Genomic DNA, 18,532 nt, shown 5'->3' on the forward strand with positions numbered 1-18,532 from the left:
GGGTCGGGCGGGGCGGATGGCGGGGTGCGGCGGTCGGGTGGCGGGTTGGGGCGCGGCCGGGGGGAGTACGGCGTCACGCGCGCCAGTGCGGGTCGTAACCGCTGGTCAGCTTCTGCTTGTTGTGCCGCCAGCGGGGCTCGTGGTTCACCATGTCGTTGGTCAGCCCGCGCAGCCGGCGGATGACCGCCCCGTACGGCTTGATGACCATCGAGGAGAGCGTGCCGCCCGGCGGCTCGTCCATGAACGGCATGAAGGCGTCGGGGAAGCTGGGCATGGTGCAGCCGATGCAGATGCCGCCGACGTTCGGGCAGCCGCCGATGCCGGACATCCAGCCCCGCTTGGGCACGTTGCAGTTGACGACCGGACCCCAGCAGCCCACCTTCACCTGGCACTTGGGGGAGTTGTAGTCCTTGGCGAAGTCGGCCTGCTCGTAGTACGCGGCCCGGTCGCAGCCCTCGTGCACGGTCTTGCCGAACAGCCACTGCGGGCGCAGCATGTGGTCCAGCGGCGGCGGGGGAGCGGTGCCGGCGGCGTGCTGGAGCACCCAGACCAGGGTCTCCATGAAGTTCTCCGGCTGGATCGGGCAGCCGGGCACGTTGACCACGGGGAGGCCGGAGCGCGCCTTGAACTCCCAGCCCAGGTAGTCCGCGAGGCCCATGCAGCCGGTCGGGTTGCCGGCCATGGCGTGGATGCCGCCGAAGGTGGCGCAGGTGCCGGCCGCGACCACTGCCCAGGCCCTGGGCGCCAGTTGGTCGATCCACCAGTTGAGGGTCTGCGGCTCGCCGGTCGCCGGGTCGTTGCCGAACGACGTCCAGTAGCCGTCGCCCTCGATGATGTTCTGGTTGGGGATCGAACCCTCGATCACCAGGATGAAGGGCTCCAGTTCACCGCGGGCCGCCTTGCGGTACGGGACGAGGAAGTCCTCGCCGCCCAGGCTCGGGGAGAGGACCTTGTTGACGAGGTTGACCCTCGGCAGGCCGGGGATGAGGCCGAGCACCACGTCCTCGATGGACGGCTGCCCGGCGGCGGTCAGCGACACGGTGTCGCCGTCGCAGCTCATGCCCTCGGAGATCCACAGGATGGTGATCTCGTCGAAGCCCCGCGGGGCGTCGGCGCGGGCCTCGGTGGTACCGCTCTGTGTGGTCATCTCTGCGGCCTCCGTCGCAGTCGGTCGTGGTCCCGGCCGGGGGCGGCCGGGGTGCCCGTGGTTGCGAGGGGTTCGACCTCGTCGGGCCGGAAGTAGTGGAAACGGCCGTACCAGCCGTGCAGTTCGGCGGCCGGATCGTCGTCCACGGTCACGGCGAGCCGGACGCCGCCGTCCACGTCGTGGAAGACCCCGGCCACGGTGGCGGACCGCCCGTCCAGGAACATGTCCTGGGCGTCGGCCCCGCGTGTGCGCGGCCGCAGCAGCACCGGACTGCCGGCCCCGACGGGCACCCCGGCCACGAGCACCGTGTCGGTCGTCGGCGAGAGCCCCGCGTCCCCGCCTTCCTGCCACCAGGCGGGGCGTTCGGGGAGGGCGGAGTCGGGGGATGCCGCGCTGTCCGGGGTTTCGGGGCGGGCTGCCGGGGCCGGGGCGGGAGTGGAGGCGGCACGGCCGGCCGTCCGGGGCCCGGCCGGAGCCGCCGGGGTCAGGGAGCGGATCGCGCCGTGCAGGCGTTCGAAGACCTCGCGGGGCATGCTGTCGACCCGGTCCAGGATCCGCGCGGCCCGTGGATCGGTCGCCCGCGCCTCCGCCTTCTCCTCGTCGGTCAGCAGCATCGTCCGCAGCGTGAGGATCTCGTCGATCTCCGCCGCGTCGTGCAGATCGCCCGGACTCTCCGGCGCCACCTGCGGATGGTCCGAGAGGATGATCGGCGCCGAGAGCATCGCCGGACCGGTCTCGCCCGCGCCGTCGTCCGACTCCGGCGGCGCGCCCCCGAGCACGGGGAACGTGAACGCGTTGCGGCACTCCCGTGCCTGTCCGGCCAGCGCCTCGGGCGGATCGATCAGCGAGACGAACTCCAGGCCCTCGCCGCCGATGACCGTGTGCGTGGCGATCAGCGCGTCGCGCAGCGCCTCGTTCCGGCAGGCCCCCACGTCCGCCGGCTCGCCCGTGTTCTCGGTGCGCACCCGCAGCCGGTACAGGCCCGGCGCGAGCGGCTCGGCGGCCACCGTCGTCGCGGCCCGCACCTCCCGGTGCCGCCGTACGATCCGGCCCGCGCCCGAGGGCAGCGGCTCGTACTCCTCGCCTGCGGGCGCGCCGACCGCGACGGTACGACCGCCGTCCAGCAGTTCGGCGAGCGGCACCGTCAGCCCCGTCTCGCGCGCGATCGCCTCGTCGAAGGAGAGATGCGTGGTGCCGTCGTCCGTGCGCAGGGACTCCACCGGGGACCCGTTCGCGTCCTCGACCTGCTTGTGCTGCATCTGGAGGTACCGCACCCGCAGCCGTACGACCGCCTCGTCCGCCGGTGTGCGCACCAGGCACTCGGTCTGCTGGTACCAGGAGTCCGCGGAGCCGGAGACGCCGGGCGCCACCGGGCCGAAGCGCTCCACCCAGTCGCGGGGGAGCAGCACCCCGAACTGCCAGCGGACGCGGTTCTTGGCCGAGGACCGGCGGTACGGGTAGAGCAGATAGCCCTCGTACAGCACGGCGTCCGCGACGGCGCCCAGCTGCTCGAAGGCGCACGCGTGCTCGGCGTCGGCACCGTCCGTGAGCAGGGGTTCGCACACGCCGACCTGGTCCGGCATCCCGCCTCCTCATCACTGGGGCAGCCGGGCGGTCCCTTGCACACCCGGACATTTCTCCCATAACGGTCACATTGGTCGCGGCTTCCCGCCCCTCCGACGCACCCGCATTGGGCCGGTCAGGCGATGCGCCCGTCTCCGGGTGGCGGACCGGTACGGCCGGGTGCGGCAGCTGTGGGCGGAGGGCGGAGGAGGGCCCCAAGTGCCATGAAGTGAACCGGTGTTGGGGCTCCGCCGGGTGCGCCGACCGCTAGAATCGAAGGCCACGCACGGTGGGGGTCGTCGGAGTCGGGGGGGAGTCGTCATGTCCGGTGGTTTCGGGGGTCCGGAGGGCCCGAGAGGCGCGGCGGGAGCGGGGGGAGACCGGGGGCCGGGAGGCGCCGGTGCCACCGGGGGCTCCGGGGGGTCGGGAGGGTTCGGAAGCCCTGGCGGGCCGGCGGCCCCCGGAGGATTCGGAAGCCCGGCAAGCGGTACCGGAGGTCCCGGCGTTTTCGGAGGCCCCGGAGGCGCTGGAGTCCCCGCGGGACCGTGGTCGTACGGTCCGGGTGGTCCGGTCGGGCCGGGTGGTCCCGGCGCTCCCGGTCACGGCTTCGGCGTGCCGCCCATGCCCACGAGCCCGCCGCCCGCGCCCCCGGACACCGGCCGGGCCGTCGCGGTCGCCCTGCTCAACCTCAGCGGACTCGGCCTCGGCTACGCGTTCACCCGCCGCCGGCTCCTCATGGCCGCCTGCTGGGTGGCGACCGCGATCCTGCTGGTCGTCGCCCTGCCCGCCGACGCCGACGGCGTCCCCGGCGCCCTGCTGGCCCTCTACGCCCTGCTTCTGCTGCTGGCGGCCGCCCACGGCGCGTACCTCGGGCTGCGCACCCGCCTCGTCTGGCCCGGCCGCGCGCCCCTCGCGCTGCTGCTCGGGCTGGTGCTGCTCGCAGTGCCGGCCGGTGGCGCGCTCTGGTACCAGGACGCCCGCGAGGAGGCCGTACAGCAGGCCCTCCTCGACCGCCTGACCAGTGCCGACCATCTGGTCGCGGCGGACGCGGGCAAGCCCTTCGGCACCGCCGAACCCGACTACCGCGAGGTCCTCGGCGCCTACCGCGAACTCGTCGGCGATCACCCCGGCTCCCGCGCCGCCCGCAAGGTCCCCGCCAGCCTGCGCACCTACTACGCCAAGGTCGCCGCCCCCTACGACAGCCAGGACTACTGCACCGCCGTGGCCCCGCTGACGTATCTGCGCACGGTGCCCGGCGAACTGCCCGAGGCCACCGTCGGATCGCTCGCCGGCTGGCCCGACGACCGGCTCGCGACCTCGCTGTACGAGTGCGGAGCGCAGGGCCTGTCCGCGGGCGACCAGGACTGGGTCACCCGCTTCGGCGACCTGATGAAGACGTTCCCGCGCTCCGCGCAGACGGCCAAGGTGGCTCCCGCCGTCGACGCGGCCGTCAAGAAGGCGCAGAACGGCGTGGGCGGCTCCGGATCCTGCGCGGCCGTCGAGGAGTTGCGGCAGCTCGACACCAGGATCGGCGACCTGAAGACGGCCGCGGGCGATCCCGGCGGCAAGCTCGCGTCCGCCGCGTCCCGAGCCGGGCGCAGCGGCGACGACGGGGCCTACGACTGCGGCGTCCAGCAGTACAAGAGCGGCGACTTCAGCAGCGCCCAGCAGACCATGGACACGTTCGTCGCCGGGCACCCGCACCACCGGAACCGGGCGCTCGCCCAGAAGATCGCCATCGCCGCCGAGGTCGCCCAGACCATCCCGGCGGCCGGCAAGAAGCTGCCCACCACCGCCACCGGCGGCAGCATCTCCGTCACGGTGAAGAACGACAGCCCGGACGACGTCACCGTCCTCTACACCGGCCCGGTCACCGGCAGCTTCACCCTGAAGGCCTGCGGGAGCTGCCGGTCGTACCTGCTCGCCGACACGCTGATGTCCACCTTCAAGCCCTGCGCCGGCGGCAAGGACTATCCGCAGCGCACCCTGCAACTCCCGGTCGGCACCACGTACTTCGTGCACAAGCCGAATGGCGGCCGGGTGACGACCGCGGGTTCCGACACCGCGAAGCTGCGCCCCGGATACCTCTACACCGAGTGCGCCTACACGACCCAGGGCTTCGGCGGCTCGGGGACCTGACCGGCGTCGCCGCCGGTCAGGCGGGGGATCAGTCCTCGCGGCCGCCCCGGCGGCGGGCGGCCACCACGACGCCCGCGCCGAGGACCACGGCCGCGCCCGCGGCGCCCGCGAGGGGCAGCGCCGGACCGGCGCCGGTGCTCGCGAGGCTGCCGCCGGTGCCGCCGGTGCCGCCGGTGGTGAGGTCACCGGTGGTGCCGGCGCCGGTCGTGCTGCCGGTGGTGCCGCCCGTGGTGGTGGTACCGCCGTCGGTGCCCTTGCCGGTGCCGCCCGTGGACGTCGAGCCGGTGCCGCCGGTCGAGTCGCCGCCGCCCGGCGAGCCGCCGTCCCCGGTGGAGCCGCCGCCCGAGGTGTCCGTGGAGCCGGTGACGGCGAGCGCGATGCGGGCGGTGTCATTCTTCTTCACATGGTCGAACGGCCGGGGCTCCGAGCCGAGTTCCACGTAGCCGCGGGCGCCGGGCACCGCCTTGTCGATCTTCACCTTGAAGGCGTACGACGTGCTCTCGTGCTCGTTCACCCAGGGCGCGCCGGTGCCGCACGCGTAGGACTCGGCCCCGGTGTTCGTGCACCGCGCGTCGGTCCGCGCCGCCGAGGTGCCCTCGGGCAGCGTCACCAGGACATGGGCCGCGCGCTGACCGGGCTGCGGCAGCACCCAGGCGGGCCCCGCGTTGCGGAACGTGACCCGCAGCGTGACCGTCTGTCCGACCTTGCCCTTCAACTGGGCGCCGCCCACCTGGAAGTCGGCCGAATTGGCGGCATTCACCGCGACGTCCGCGCTCGGCGCGGCGCCGGCCGGCGGGGCCTTCTCACCGGTCCGCTCGACCAGCTTCAGCGCGGCGGCCGTGCCCTGCACCGGGGCGGAGGCGCCGTCCTCCGGGGCCGGGGCCGCGGAGTCGACCGCCACCTGGATGTGGTCGTACAGGGCGCGGTCCAGGGCCTTCAGGGTCAGCGGCCGCTCCGGGGCGTACACGGCACCCGGCTGCACCGGCTGGTCGAACTCGCACACCACCTGCGCCCGGCCCGGCTGCTCGTCGGTCGAAGGGACCGGGTAGCTCAGGCAGTTGGACGGAACCGCGGTCTGGCTCAGACCGCGGGTGACGGAGTACGACAGCCAGACCTTGTCGAGCGCCGCGCTGCCCGTGTTGGTGAAGACGGGCGACAGCGGGAGCTCGCTGCCCGGCTTCACCTTGTCGAACGGCGCGATGGTGCCCAGCGCCAGGCCGGCCGCGGGGCCGTCGGCGGCCACGGCCGGCGCGGCGCACAGCGCGATCAGGGCGACGGCGCCGAACGCGCCCGCGGTCTGGCGCACCGCACGGGGGCCGGGAGAGCTGAAAGGCATGGAATCCTCTGACTGGAGCGACGGTGGCGGACGAACGGTCAGTGGGGGAACGGGAGTTCCCCTTTCTGTGAGACGCCTGTGCCGCCGGAACGGTTGTACGAAAGATCGTCCCGGCTTCGCGGCCACTCGTCGCCCGTCGCCGTTGCCCGTCACCTCGCCCCCGCCGTGCTCCCGCCCGTGTTCCCGTCCGGGCTCCCCGCGGGCGGTTCAGCCGGCCGTGTTGTCCGTGCGCAGGCGCACCTGTTCCTCCAGCCGGCGCAGGCTGTCCTCCAGAGCCTTTGCGGCGGCGCGTTCGCCCGGATCGTGGCGGGTGTCGAAGAAGGAGAGATGGACGGTCACCTCGCTGGCGCCGCTGCCGATGCCCGCCACCTGGAGCCAGCCCGCGTACTCGCCCTGCTCGCGGGTGCCCCACTCCAGGCGCATCTGGTCGGGCTGGGCCCGCAGCAGGGCGGGCGTGTCCTCGCCGGAACCGGCCTCGTGCACGCTGACGGCGGGCGGGTCCTCGGGGGCCACGTGCAGGGCGTCCGGGAGCCAGGAGTCCAGCTGGTCGAGATTGGCCGCCTGGTCGAAGACGTGCTCGGGCTGGGCGGGCATCGTGCGGGAACGTTCGTACTCGCTCATGGTGGCATCGCCCCTCGGGTCGGAAGTCGTACCCCGCCCGCGTGCCCCTTCCGCGGCGGCCGAAAAGCGCCCCCGCCCGGCGGTCAGGCCACCGCGGCGCGGGCGGTGCGCTCCACCAGCGAGACGCCGTCGCTCATGGAGGCGCTGCCGTCGGAGAGGACGGCGACGAGACACCGATGGCCGCCGAGGGTGACCTCGCCGATGCTGTTGACGTCCCACAGGCCCGTGGTGGTGCGCTGGAGCCAGCCGTTCTTCAGCTCGGTGCCGGCCGCGTTCACCGCCGAGACGCCCCAGGACTGCTCGGGCAGGACCTCGGCCATCAGGGTGCGGATGTAGCCGCGGGAGTCGTCGGTGAGGGGGGTCGGGGCGCCGTCGTCGAAGACCGCGCGCAGCAGCCGTATCTGGTCGCTCGCGGTCGTCCGGGTCAGCCCCCATGTGCCGCCGGGACCGGCCGTGGTCGAGGTGAGCCCCAGGCGTTCGTTGGCGGCCGTGAGGCCGGGGCCCTGGCCGATCTCCTTCCACAGGGCGTTCGCCGCGTCGTTGTCGCTGCGCCGGATCATCGGCTCGGCGTGCCCGCGCTCCTCGTCGGTGAGCGTCCGGTGCTCGTCCTGCGCCTTGAGCAGCAGCGCGGCCAGGATGTCGACCTTGACGATGCTGGCGGTGTCGTAGGCGCGGTCCTCGCCCTGGATCACGGGGGTGGCGCCGCCCGCGTCGAGGTCGAGGACGGCGACGGTGGCGCGCGGGTCGGGAACCGGGGCGGGGGCTTTCGGAGCCGGGTCCGAGGTCGTCGGCTTCGGCTGCGGGGTGGGCGTGGCGGCGGCAGCCGCCGGGATGCCGGCGGTGAGCAGGGCGGTCACCGAGGCCAGGAGGACGCCGGCCGTGCGGCGCGGGTGCGAGGACATGGCACCCGAACGTAGACACATCCGGCCCCATGCGAAGTGGCTGCCGTCACTCCGGCCTCGTTTCGCCCCCTTTTGTGAGAAGAGACACCGGGGGAGGCCAAGCGGTGCACGGGCGCCGCCGCGGCGGCGTGTATGCGCGGCCCGGCCCCGGTCCTCGCTTATCGTCGGCCGGACACCGACATCCGGAGTGATCATGGAAAAAACGGATGAACTGGTTGCCGCGGGGGAGGGTGTGGCGGTCGTCCCCGTCCCGCCGCCTCCGTCCGTGCGCCGCCCCGGGCCCTGGCCGCTCGGCGCGGCCGCCCTGCTCGCGGCGAGCGCGACGGCCGTACTCCTCCTCGGCGGCGCACGGTGGCTGGACCAGCCCGCCGTGGGGGCCTGGCGCACCGTCTGCCTGGCCATCACCGTCCAGGCGCTCCCGTTCCTCGTGCTCGGCACCGTGCTGTCCGGGGCCATCAACGCCTTCGTGCCCGCCGACCTGTTCACCCGCGTGCTGCCGAAGCGGGCCGCGCTCGCCGTGCCGGTCGCGGGCGTCGCCGGCGCGGTGCTGCCGGGCTGCGAATGCGCGTCCGTCCCGGTCGCCAACAGCCTGATCCGCCGGGGCGTCACCCCGGCCGCCGCCTTCGCCTTCCTGCTGTCCGCGCCCGCCATCAACCCCGTCGTGCTCACCGCCACCGCCGTCGCCTTCCCCGGCGACCCCGCGATGATCGCCGCCCGCCTGCTCGCCTCCCTCGGCACGGCCGCCGTGATGGGCTGGCTGTGGCTCTGGCGGGGCGACGAGAAGTGGCTGCGCCCGGCCCTGCGCCACCGGCACACCGGGCACGCCCACGGCCACAGCCGCTGGCGGGAGTTCCGGGCCGGCTTCCAGCACGACTTCCTCCAGGCCGGCGGCTTCCTGGTGCTCGGCGCCATGGCCGCCGCCACCTTCAACGTCGCCGTGCCGCGTGCCGTCCTCGACGCCTTCTCCGGCACCCCCTGGCTCTCGGTGATCTTCCTGGCCGGTCTCGCCGTCCTGCTGGCGGTCTGCTCGGAGGCCGACGCGTTCGTCGCCGCCTCGCTGACCGGGTTCTCACCGACCGCCCGGCTCGCGTTCATGGTGGTCGGCCCGATGGTCGACCTGAAGCTGATCGCCCTCCAGGCGGGTACCTTCGGCCGCGCCTTCGCCTGGCGGTTCTGCACGGCGACCACGGTCGTGGCCGTCGCCGCCAGCGCCCTGACCGGAGGGGCCCTGCTGTGAGACGCCTCGTACCGAGCCTGCTGCTGAAGCTGACCGGCCTCGGCCTGCTGCGCATCACCCTGTTCGGCGACACCTACCTGCGCTACGTCAAGCCCGGACTGCGCCCCGTACTGATCGCCTCCGGCGTCGTCCTGCTCCTGCTGGGGATCGCGGCGGCCTTCACCCGGACCGCGAGCACAGGGCACGGCCAGGAGAGCCGGGGCTGCCACGACGGGCACGGCCAGGAGAGCCGGGGCTGCCACGACGGCCACGACCACTCCGGCACGCCCAGGGTCGCCTGGCTTCTCTTCCTGCCCGCGCTGAGCCTGCTCCTCTTCGCCCCGCCGGCCCTCGGCGCCTACACCGCCGCACGCTCCGGCGCCAAGCCGGTCGCCGTGCAGAAGAAGGGCTTCGGGCCGCTGCCCGCGACCTCCCCGCTGCCGCTGACCCTCACGGACTTCACCAAGCGCGTCCAGCAGGACCGCAGCCGCGCCATCCGGGGCCGTACCGTCCGCCTGACCGGTTTCGTCACCCCGGACGCGGCGGGCGACGGCTGGTACCTGACCCGGATCATCTTCACCTGCTGCGCCGCCGACTCCCAGACCGTCAAGATCCACGTCTACGGCTCCGCGGCGCCCCCGGCCAACACCTGGCTCGCCGTCACCGGCACCTGGCACCCCGCGGGCACCCTCGGCACCCGGTCCGCGCCGGCCGCGCTCGACGTCCGCCGGACCACCCCGATCGCCCAGCCGATCAACGCCTTCACCGACGATCTGCCGATCACTCCGGGCTAGCCGATCACCTCCGACCGGGAAAAGGGCGTCCGCTCAGCCGAACAGGGCGCGCACCCGGATCGTCTCGACCCGGCGCCAGGTGCCGCCGGGCAGCAGCAGCCACTGATTGCCGGGGCCGTGGCCACGCCAGTGGCCCGCGCCGGGGGTGGCGTTGCCGGTGCGGGGATGCGCGCCCCGGCGTGTGGGCAGCGGGGCCCCGCAGTCGCGGCCGGTACGCCGCCCCGCGGCCTTCGCCTTGCCGTTCTTCCTGCTCTGTTTGCCCATCCGTGCCTCACCTCCCGTACCCTCCCGGTTCCCCTTACGGCAGGATGCACCGCCCCGGCGCCCGGCGGCAGGGCCGAACGGACGCTCTTTTCTGGCGCGGCGGCGGCACCTCGCGCAGCGTGGAGCGCAGGAGGCTACAGCCGTGGCCGGCGCCGCCGCAGAGAGGTGGGACAGATGGACCAGGACGTCTCCAGGCCCCGGATCGTGGTGGGGGTCGACGGCTCGCAGTCCTCCTTCGAGGCGGTGCGCTGGGCGGTGCGCTACGCCGCGCTCGTCGGCGGGGTGGTGGAGGCCGTCGCGGCCTGGGAGGTGCCGCTGTACGGCTGGTCCGCGCCGGCGGTGGACATGTACATGGACGAGGAGGCCACCCGCGAGCAGATGACGCGGGAGCTCACCGAGGTGCTCGGCGCGGACGCGGCCGCCGAAGTGCGCACCCGCATGGCCCACGGCAACCCCGCCGACATCCTGCTCCGGGCCGCCGAGGGCGCCGAGGTCCTGGTCGTCGGCAGCCGGGGCCGGGGCGGCTTCGCCCGCGCCCTGCTCGGCTCCGTCAGCCAGCGGGTGGCCGCGCATGCCCCTTGCCCGGTGGTGATCGTCCGCTCCGAGGAGACCTGAGCACGGGGGCCGACGGGGGCTACAGGGGCTACGGCGGCCCAGGTGGCTCCCGCAGCACGCTCCAGGCCACCGGCCCCAGCAGGTCCGCGAGCCGCCGGAACACGTCCAGCAGCAGATCGTCCAGGGTGAGCACGCCCACCGGGCGGCCGTCGGCCAGGACGGGCAGCCGGCGCACGCCGGTGCGCCGGAAGGTGCGGTAGGCCTCGTGGATCTCGTCGCCCGCGTCCAGCGTGACCACCCGCGGCGACATCACCGCGTCGATCCGGCTGTCCGGCGGCAGCCCCTCGCCCAGCCCGCGCAGCGCCAGATCGCGGTCGGTGACGATGCCGCGCAGCATGCCGTCCTCGACGACCAGCAGGGAGCCGACGGCGGTCTCGGCCATCAGCCGGGTGGCCCCGGCCAGGGTGACGTCCGGTGCGACGGTCACCGGCGGCGCGGTCATCAGCCCGCCGACGGTGACCTGCCCCGCCGCGGACAGCGTGCCGGGCGGCGGTCCGGCGTGGGGGAGATGGGTCATCAGGACCTCTTTCGGGGGGCGCCGGCAAGGACACCGGCACCGGGGCGGTGCCGTCTCCACCCTGCGCCGGGCGGGCCGCCGGGGGGCAGGGGCCGCCCGGCCCTCGCCGGGGTAGTCCGATTCCCGGCGAAAGGGACAATGTACCCATCGGCTCACCCGTTCGGCCGTGCGAGCGTGAAAGCCGGACGGGCCGCCGCGCCGGCGCGCAGCCCGAGGAAGGCGGTGAGGACGATGCCCCTGCCCCTGGTCGTGGGTCTCGACGGCTCCGAATGCAGCCTGCTGGCGGTGGACTGGGCGGTGGACGAGGCGGTCCGGCTCGGGGTGCCGCTGCGGCTCGTGCACGCCTCGCTCTGGGAGCGCTACGAGGGGCGGCTGCCCTCGCTCGGCAGGGAGCCGTCCGCCGCCCACCTGATGGCCCAGCACATCGTGGCCTCGGCGACCGAGCGGGTACACCGGCGCGCCCCCGACCTGAAGGTGGACTCCGCCGTGCCGGCCGAGGACCCGGTCTCCGCGCTGCTCGCCGAGGGCGACCACGCCACCGCCGTGGTGACCGGCAGCCGGGGCCGGGGCGAGCTGCAGGAGCTGCTGCTCGGTTCGGTGGGACTCGCCGTCGCCGGACGGGCGTCCGGGCCGGTGATCGTGGTCCGCGGGGACGCGGCCGGACTCGGGGGCACCCATGAACGGGTGCTGCTCGGCGTCGGCGAGCCCGGCACCGGCGACACGGCCGCCCGCTTCGCGCTGCGCGAGGCCGCCGCCCGCCGGTGCGTCCTCGACGCGGTGCGCACCTGGTGCCGCTCCCCCGCGGAGGGCACCGCCGCCCCGGACCACGAGGACCAGGCCGCCGGACTGATCGACAAGGTGCTCCAGGCCCCGCTGAGCGAGTACCCGGACGTACGGGTGTCCCGGACCGTCGTCGAAGGTCCGCCCGGCACCGTGCTCCTGCACCGCTCGGCCGCCGCGGACCTGCTGGTCGTCGGGGTACGGCGGGAGCGCGGACACGCCGGGCTCCAACTGGGCCGCGTGGCGCACCGGTTGCTGCACCACGCCCTGTGCCCGGTGGCCGTCGTACCCCAACCGCTGTAAGAAAGGCGGGCCTTGGGCGGCTCAGCGCGCGGAGTGTTCCTTCGTGCCCTGCGGCTCCAGGTGGGAGGCGAGCACGGCGGCCTGGACCCGGCGCTGCACCCCGAGCTTGGCCAGCAGCCGCGAGATGTGGTTCTTGACCGTCTTCTCCGACAGGTACAGCCGCCTGCCGATCTCACGGTTGGTCAGGCCCTCCCCGATCAGCGCCAGGATGTCCCGCTCGCGCGGCGACAGGCTCGCCAGCTCCGGCGGCAGCGACGGCGCCTCCTCGGGGTCGGCGCGCAGCGAGCGCATCAGCCGGGCCGTGGTCGCCGGGTCCAGCATCGACTGGCCGGAGGCGACCGTGCGCACCGCGGACACCAGGTCCGAGCCCTTGATCTGCTTGAGCACATAGCCGGACGCGCCGGCCATGATCGCGTCCAGCAGAGCGTCCTCGTCGTCGAACGAGGTGAGCATCAGACACGCCAGCTCCGGCATCCGGTCGCGCAGTTCCCGGCAGACCGAGATGCCGTCCCCGTCGGGCAGCCGGACGTCCAGCACGGCGACGTGCGGGCGCAGGGCGGGACCCCGGACCAGCGCGTGCGCGGCGGTGTCGGCGTCACCGACCACGCAGATGTCCGGTTCGGCGTCCAGGAGGTCCGCCAGACCGCGCCGGACGACCTCGTGGTCGTCCAGGAGGAACACCCGGATCGGGTCCTGTGCCGTGAAGGTGCGTGTCTCGGTCATCCCGACCTCTCGTTCCCGGAAAAAGCAGACAGACTGCGGCCTGTCACCCGGCCGATCATCGCCGGACGGCGCCGCGCCCACTAGGGCCGACCGGCCCCACTTCCCGAGCCCCGGCCCCTTCCACCAGGGTGTCATGCCCGGCCGGGCGCCAGGTCGAAGCGCACGTCCACGACGCCCTCGACCGCGCGCACCAGCCGGGCCGCCACCGGGACCAGGGAGGTGTCCCGGATCCGGCCGAGCACCGTCACCACGCCGTCCTCCACCCGCAGTTCCACGGCCGAGTCCGGCGGCGGGAAGAGCCGCGCCACGATCTCCCGCCGCACCTCCTCCCCGATCTCCCGGTCCGCGCGCAGGAAGACCTTGAGCAGATCGGCGCGGCTGACGACGCCCTCCAGCATCCCGGTCCCGTCCACCACCGGCAGCCGCTTGACGCCGGCGCGGGCCATGGTCCGCGCGGCCTCGGCGAGGGTGGCGCCGGCGCGCACGGTGACCGCGGGGGAGGTCATCAGGTCCCCGGCGGTGATCGCCTCGCCCTTCGCCAGGTCGGCGGGCGGCCGCAGCCGCCGGTACTCCCCGGCCGGGTCGTCCCGCAGCTCCTCCTTGGGCAGCATGTCGGCCTCCGAGACCACGCCCACCACCAGACCCTCCCCCTCGATCACCGGCACGGCGCTGACCTGCCAGTCCTGCATCATCTCCACCAGCTCCTTGAAGGGAGCACGCCGGCCGACGGCGGCGACGGTGGTCGTCATGACGTCACTGACGGTGTGCGGGCTGCCGTACATGGTGACTCCGTGGCTTCTCGTGGCTTTTCGACGCGGGCTGCTCGCCGGGAGTCCCGCTGTCCCCAGCGTGCGCCGGACGCGCCCGGTCGGCACCGGGGCCGCCCGGCCCCCGCGCGGCCCCGGTGACCGGGCCGGTCGGTCCCGGTCCGGGACCAGCGGCCCCTGATCGTCTCGCCGGCCCTGCCCGAGGCTGGAATCGTCGCCCCTTTCCCCCCGAGGCGACGCCCCAGAGAGGTGGAACCATGACCCGAACCGTCACCGCGGGCCTCGACGGCTCGCCCGAGAGCCGGGCCGCCGTCGAATGGGCGGCGCGCGAGGCGGTGCTGCGCGGCCTGCCGCTGCGGATCCTGCATGTGCGGGAGCCCGAGCCGGAAGCCGGCGCCGACCGCGCCGCCGCCGGGGAATGGGCCCGCACGGTGCGCGAGTCCGCGGCCGGTCTGCGGCGGCGCCACCCCGCCGTCGAGGTCGTCACCGACCAGATCACCGGCGAAGCGGCACAGGCCCTCACCGAGGCGGCCGACGGCGCGGAACTGCTGGCACTCGGCTCCCGCGGCCTCGGCCGGCTCGGCGGGTTCCTGGTCGGCTCGGCCGGGCTGTTCGTCATCGCCCGCACGACGCGTCCGGTGGTACTGGTCCGTGCGGGTGAAACGGCCGCCGACGAACACCGGCCCGACCCCTCGGGCGTCCCGTCCGCCGCGACCCCGTTCCGGCCCGTCGTCCTCGGCCTCGACATCGACGACCCCGAGGGCCCGAGCCAGGCCCTGCTGGAGTTCGCCTTCGACGCCGCCGCGCGCCGCGGCGCCGCGCTGCGGGTCGTGCACGCATGGACGCCGCCGCCGTACGCCGCGTACGGCATCCCCGCCGACCCGCCGGTCGTGCCCGCCTTCGGACGCCGGGCGTCCGCCCTGCTCACCGGGGCGCTGCGGCCCTGGCGGCAGAAGTACCCGGACGTCGAGGTGAGCGAGGCGAGCCGGGCCGGCAACGCCGCGCCGGTCCTGATCGACGCCGCTTCGGACGCCTCCCTGGTGGTCGTCGGGCGCCGCGTCCGCACCAGCCCGTACGGCATCCACATCGGCCATGTCACCCACGCCGTCCTGCACCACGTCGCCGCGCCCGTGGCCGTCGTCGCGCACAGCTGAGGCGGCCCACATGCCCGGACAAGCGGCCGTATGCGGCGAGGCCCGCGGCCGAAACGGCCGAAACGGGGCGGTACGGCTCGCGCGCGCCGGTGAATCCGTCAACGATGGGGTGCGGGCCCGCCTCGTCGTCGACCCCTACCAGGGAGAGTGAACACGATGGACCTGCCCGTGCTCGTCGGCGTCGACGGCTCCGAGGAGAGCCTGCGCGCCGTGGACTGGGCCGCCGGGGAGGCCGCCCTGCGCGGGGCGCCGCTCCGCCTGGTCCACGCCTCGCTCTGGGAGCGCTACGAGGGTTCCCTCATCGCCCAGGAGGTCGGGAAACCGGCCGAGGAGGTGATGGGCGAGGACATCATGAACGCCGCCGAACGCCGGGCCCGGCGGCACCATCCCGAGCTGCGGCTCACCACCTCCGTGCTGGCCGACGAACCGTCGTTCGGGCTGGTGAACGAGAGCAGCACCGCCCGCCTCGTCGTCCTCGGCTGCCGGGGCCGCAACGCCGTCGCCGAGCTGCTCCTCGGCTCCGTGAGCCTGTCCGTCGCCGCCCGTGCCCACTGCCCGGTGATCGTGCTGCGCGGCGGGCCCGAGGACCGGCCGGGCCGCGTCGTGCTCGGCGTCGCCGGGAAGGCCGCGGGGCCGGCCGCCGTACGGTTCGCCGCCGAGGAGACGGCGCTGCGCGGGGTGCCGCTGGAGGCCGTACGGGCATGGCGGCGGCCCGCGCACGGCACCACCGGGCATCCGCTGCTCGCCGGCGGCCCCGCCCGCGCGGAGGAACAGGAGGCCGCCGAGACGCTGGAAGAGGCCCTGCGGGACGTCCCCGAGGGGCTGGAGCAGCACCGGCGTACCGCCGAGGGACACGCCCGTGACGTCCTCGTCGACGCCTCCCGCGACGCCGGACTGCTCGTCGTCGGCGCCCGGCGCCGCGCCGGCCGCTTCGGCCCCCAGCTCGGCCGCGTCGCCCACGGGGTACTCCACCACGCGGCCTGCCCGGTGGCCGTCGTACCGGAAACCGACTGACCGCGCCCGCCGGACGATTCCGCGCCCCCCGACTCCCCACGCACCCCACCGACTTCGCACGCCCACCACTGACGCCGTACGAACCTGACGCCGATCGGAGTCCTCATGACCGAGGCCGCCTCACGGGAAGCCGCCCTCACCGAGGAGGAGCTGCGCTCCCTGGACGCGCACTGGCGCGCCGCCAACTACCTGGCCGCCGGCCAGATCTACCTCATGGCCAACCCGCTGCTGACCGAGCCGCTGCGCCCCGAGCACATCAAGCCGCGGCTGCTCGGCCACTGGGGCACCTCGCCCGGACTCAACCTCGTCTACACCCACCTCAACCGCGTCATCAAGGCCCGCGACCTGGACGCGCTGTGCGTGTGGGGGCCGGGGCACGGCGGCCCGGCCGTCCTCGCGGGCTCCTGGCTGGAGGGCAGCTACAGCGAGACCTACCCGGACATCAGCCGGGACGGGGCCGGCATGGAGCTGCTGTTCCGGCAGTTCTCCTTCCCCGGCGGCGTGCCCAGCCATGTGGCCCCCGAGACGCCCGGCTCCATCCACGAGGGCGGCGAACTCGGCTACTCCCTCGCGCACGCCTACGGCGCCGCCTTCGACAACCCCGATCTGCTGGTGACCTGCGTGATCGGCGACGGCGAGGCGGAGACCGGGCCGCTCGCCGCCTCCTGGCACTCCGACAAGTTCCTCGACCCGGTGCACGACGGTGCCGTCCTGCCCATCCTGCACCTCAACGGCTACAAGATCGCCAACCCGACCGTGCTCTCCCGGCTCCCCGAGAGCGAACTCGACGCCCTGCTGCGGGGATACGGCCACGAACCGCTGTACGTCGGCGGCGACGAGCCCGCCGAGGTGCACCGCGCCCTCGCCGCCGCCCTGGACGACGCGCTGGACCGGATCGCGCGGATGCAGCGCGGCGCCCGCGAGGACGGGGTCACCGAGCGGGCGCACTGGCCGATGATCGTGCTGCGCACCCCCAAGGGCTGGACCGGCCCCGCCGAGGTGGACGGTGTACCGGTCGAGGGCACCTGGCGGGCCCACCAGGTGCCGCTGCCGGGCGTGCGCGAAAACCCCGAGCACCTGCGGCAGTTGGAGCGTTGGCTGCGCTCGTACCGGCCCGAGGAACTCTTCGACGCGGACGGCCGGCCGCGCGCCGACGTGCTCGCCTGCGTCCCCGAGGGCGCCCGGCGCCTCGGGTCCAACCCGCACGCCAACGGCGGCGTCCTGCTGCGCGACCTGCCGCTGCCGCCCCTGGACACCTTCGCGGTGGCCGTCGACAAGCCGGGCACCGCCCTGCACGAACCCACCCGGATCCTCGGCGACCTCCTCGAACAGGTCATGGCGGACACCCGCGAGCGCCGGGACTTCCGCCTCGTCGGCCCGGACGAGACCGCCTCCAACCGGCTCCAGGCCGTCTTCGACGCCAGCGGCAAGGCATGGCAGGCCGGCGTCCTGCTGGTGGACGAGCACCTGGACCGGCACGGACGGGTGCTGGAGATCCTCTCCGAACACCTCTGCCAGGGCTGGCTGGAGGGGTATCTGCTCACCGGCCGGCACGGACTGTTCTCCTGCTACGAGGCGTTCGTGCACATCGTCGACTCGATGGTCAACCAGCACATCAAGTGGCTCAAGACGTCACGCGAGTTGACCTGGCGGGCCCCCATCGCCTCGCTCAACTACCTGCTCACCTCGCACGTCTGGCGCCAGGACCACAACGGCTTCTCGCACCAGGACCCCGGCTTCGTGGACCACGTCCTCAACAAGAGCCCCGAGGTGGTCCGCGTCTATCTGCCGCCGGACGCCAACACCCTGCTGTCGGTGGCCGACCATGTGCTGCGCAGCCGCGACTACGTCAATGTCGTCGTCGCCGGAAAGCAGCCCTGCTTCGACTGGCTGACCATGGACCAGGCCCGCGCCCACTGCGCGCGCGGCGCCGGGATCTGGGAGTGGGCGGGCACGGAGAACGGCGGCGAACCCGATGTCGTCCTCGCCTGCGCGGGCGACGTCCCCACCCAAGAGGTGCTGGCCGCCGCCCAGTTGCTGCGCCGGCACCTGCCCGACCTGGCGGTGCGGGTGGTCAACGTGGTCGACATGACCCGGCTGCTGCCGCACGACGAACACCCGCACGGGATGACCGACTTCGAGTACGACGGCCTGTTCACCACCGACAAGCCCGTCATCTTCGCCTACCACGGCTATCCCTGGCTGATCCACCGGCTCGCGTACCGCCGCACCGGCCACCGAAACCTGCATGTGCGCGGCTACAAGGAGTCGGGCACCACGACCACGCCCTTCGACATGGTCGTCCGCAACGACCTCGACCGCTACCGCCTCGTCATGGACGTCATCGACCGCGTCCCCGGCCTCGCGGTCCGTGCCGCCGCCGTCCGCCAGAGCATGGCCGACGCCCGCAGCCGCCACCACGACTGGATCCGCGCCCACGGCACGGACCTGCCGGAGGTCGCGGAGTGGACCTGGGGCGGCTGAGGTCCGGCACCACCCGCGTGTCGCGCCCCGTCCGGCGGGGCGTGCGGGCCGGCCCATGCCCTGCGGCGACGACCACCCCGCCGGGCGGGCGGGGCCAACGCCGCGAGGGAGCGGCACCGGGGCGGGGTCAACGCCGCGCAGGAGCGGCACCGCGGGGGATCGGTGCCGCTCCTGAGGACACCCTCGCCCGGCT

The 18,532-nt window shown here is 74.3% G+C and carries 17 protein-coding genes; 8 read left to right on the forward strand and 9 right to left on the reverse strand.

Annotated elements, in window-relative coordinates; genetic code table 11:
- Positions 1-73 precede the first annotated feature (73 nt).
- Complete coding sequence (locus tag AC069R_RS29115; RefSeq protein WP_478769754.1) at positions 74-1,147, reverse strand: NADH-quinone oxidoreductase subunit B family protein; 1,074 nt, start codon at positions 1,145-1,147, stop codon at positions 74-76.
- Positions 1,144-2,730 (reverse strand): hypothetical protein, encoded by a 1,587-nt coding sequence (locus tag AC069R_RS29120; protein WP_478769755.1) that lies wholly within the window; start codon positions 2,728-2,730, stop codon positions 1,144-1,146. Before AC069R_RS29120 ends, AC069R_RS29115 begins: the two co-directional genes overlap by 4 nt.
- A 601-nt stretch (positions 2,731-3,331) precedes the next feature.
- Here AC069R_RS29120 and AC069R_RS29125 point away from each other — a divergent pair.
- Complete coding sequence (locus tag AC069R_RS29125; protein ID WP_478769756.1) at positions 3,332-4,849, forward strand: hypothetical protein; 1,518 nt, start codon at positions 3,332-3,334, stop codon at positions 4,847-4,849.
- Between the two features lie 28 nt (positions 4,850-4,877).
- On the opposite strand, the gene AC069R_RS29130 is transcribed toward AC069R_RS29125, so the two are convergent.
- The 3 genes from AC069R_RS29130 to AC069R_RS29140 all read right to left on the reverse strand — a co-directional run bounded on the left by AC069R_RS29130 (position 4,878) and on the right by AC069R_RS29140 (position 7,708).
- Entirely contained in the window at positions 4,878-6,185 is a 1,308-nt protein-coding gene (locus AC069R_RS29130; RefSeq protein WP_478769757.1) for a hypothetical protein, read from the reverse strand.
- A gap of 207 nt (positions 6,186-6,392) precedes the next feature.
- Positions 6,393-6,806, reverse strand: a complete 414-nt coding sequence (locus tag AC069R_RS29135; protein WP_397987876.1) for an SRPBCC family protein — start codon at positions 6,804-6,806, stop codon at positions 6,393-6,395.
- An 83-nt stretch (positions 6,807-6,889) separates the two neighbouring features.
- Positions 6,890-7,708: a serine hydrolase gene (locus AC069R_RS29140; protein ID WP_478769758.1), complete on the reverse strand. Its 819-nt coding sequence runs from the start codon at positions 7,706-7,708 to the stop codon at positions 6,890-6,892.
- 193 nt (positions 7,709-7,901) lie between these two features.
- On the opposite strand from AC069R_RS29140, the gene AC069R_RS29145 reads away from it, so the two are divergent.
- Both AC069R_RS29145 and AC069R_RS29150 read left to right on the forward strand, forming a co-directional pair.
- Positions 7,902-8,945: a permease gene (locus tag AC069R_RS29145; RefSeq protein ID WP_478769759.1), complete on the forward strand. Its 1,044-nt coding sequence runs from the start codon at positions 7,902-7,904 to the stop codon at positions 8,943-8,945.
- Positions 8,942-9,718: a TIGR03943 family putative permease subunit gene (locus AC069R_RS29150; protein ID WP_478769760.1), complete on the forward strand. Its 777-nt coding sequence runs from the start codon at positions 8,942-8,944 to the stop codon at positions 9,716-9,718. Before AC069R_RS29145 ends, AC069R_RS29150 begins: the two co-directional genes overlap by 4 nt.
- Positions 9,719-9,751: 33 nt before the next feature.
- Here AC069R_RS29150 and AC069R_RS29155 read toward each other — a convergent pair whose 3' ends face one another.
- Complete coding sequence (locus tag AC069R_RS29155; protein WP_397987880.1) at positions 9,752-9,982, reverse strand: hypothetical protein; 231 nt, start codon at positions 9,980-9,982, stop codon at positions 9,752-9,754.
- Between the two features lie 174 nt (positions 9,983-10,156).
- Between AC069R_RS29155 and AC069R_RS29160 the strand changes: the two genes are divergently transcribed.
- On the forward strand, positions 10,157-10,597 hold the full coding sequence (locus AC069R_RS29160) for a universal stress protein (RefSeq protein ID WP_478769761.1): 441 nt from the start codon (positions 10,157-10,159) through the stop codon (positions 10,595-10,597).
- Positions 10,598-10,625: 28 nt separating this feature from the next.
- On the opposite strand, the gene AC069R_RS29165 is transcribed toward AC069R_RS29160, so the two are convergent.
- Positions 10,626-11,114, reverse strand: coding sequence for a CBS domain-containing protein (locus AC069R_RS29165; RefSeq protein WP_478769762.1), 489 nt, complete (start codon positions 11,112-11,114; stop codon positions 10,626-10,628).
- Positions 11,115-11,345: 231 nt separating this feature from the next.
- On the opposite strand from AC069R_RS29165, the gene AC069R_RS29170 reads away from it, so the two are divergent.
- A complete protein-coding gene (locus AC069R_RS29170; RefSeq protein ID WP_478769778.1) occupies positions 11,346-12,197 on the forward strand; it encodes a universal stress protein in 852 nt (283 codons plus the stop codon).
- Positions 12,198-12,218: 21 nt separating this feature from the next.
- On the opposite strand, the gene AC069R_RS29175 is transcribed toward AC069R_RS29170, so the two are convergent.
- Positions 12,219-12,920 (reverse strand): response regulator, encoded by a 702-nt coding sequence (locus AC069R_RS29175; protein ID WP_478769763.1) that lies wholly within the window; start codon positions 12,918-12,920, stop codon positions 12,219-12,221.
- 131 nt (positions 12,921-13,051) lie between these two features.
- On the reverse strand, positions 13,052-13,702 hold the full coding sequence (locus AC069R_RS29180; RefSeq protein WP_478769764.1) for a CBS domain-containing protein: 651 nt from the start codon (positions 13,700-13,702) through the stop codon (positions 13,052-13,054).
- Positions 13,703-13,944: 242 nt separating this feature from the next.
- On the opposite strand from AC069R_RS29180, the gene AC069R_RS29185 reads away from it, so the two are divergent.
- The 3 genes from AC069R_RS29185 to AC069R_RS29195 all read left to right on the forward strand — a co-directional run bounded on the left by AC069R_RS29185 (position 13,945) and on the right by AC069R_RS29195 (position 18,339).
- On the forward strand, positions 13,945-14,841 hold the full coding sequence (locus tag AC069R_RS29185; RefSeq protein ID WP_478769765.1) for a universal stress protein: 897 nt from the start codon (positions 13,945-13,947) through the stop codon (positions 14,839-14,841).
- Positions 14,842-14,997: 156 nt separating this feature from the next.
- A complete protein-coding gene (locus tag AC069R_RS29190) occupies positions 14,998-15,855 on the forward strand; it encodes a universal stress protein (RefSeq protein WP_478769766.1) in 858 nt (285 codons plus the stop codon).
- A 105-nt stretch (positions 15,856-15,960) separates the two neighbouring features.
- Entirely contained in the window at positions 15,961-18,339 is a 2,379-nt protein-coding gene (locus tag AC069R_RS29195) for a phosphoketolase family protein (RefSeq protein WP_478769767.1), read from the forward strand.
- Positions 18,340-18,532: the final 193 nt, after the last annotated feature.

This window comes from Streptomyces sp. NPDC043952 (assembly GCF_056435325.1).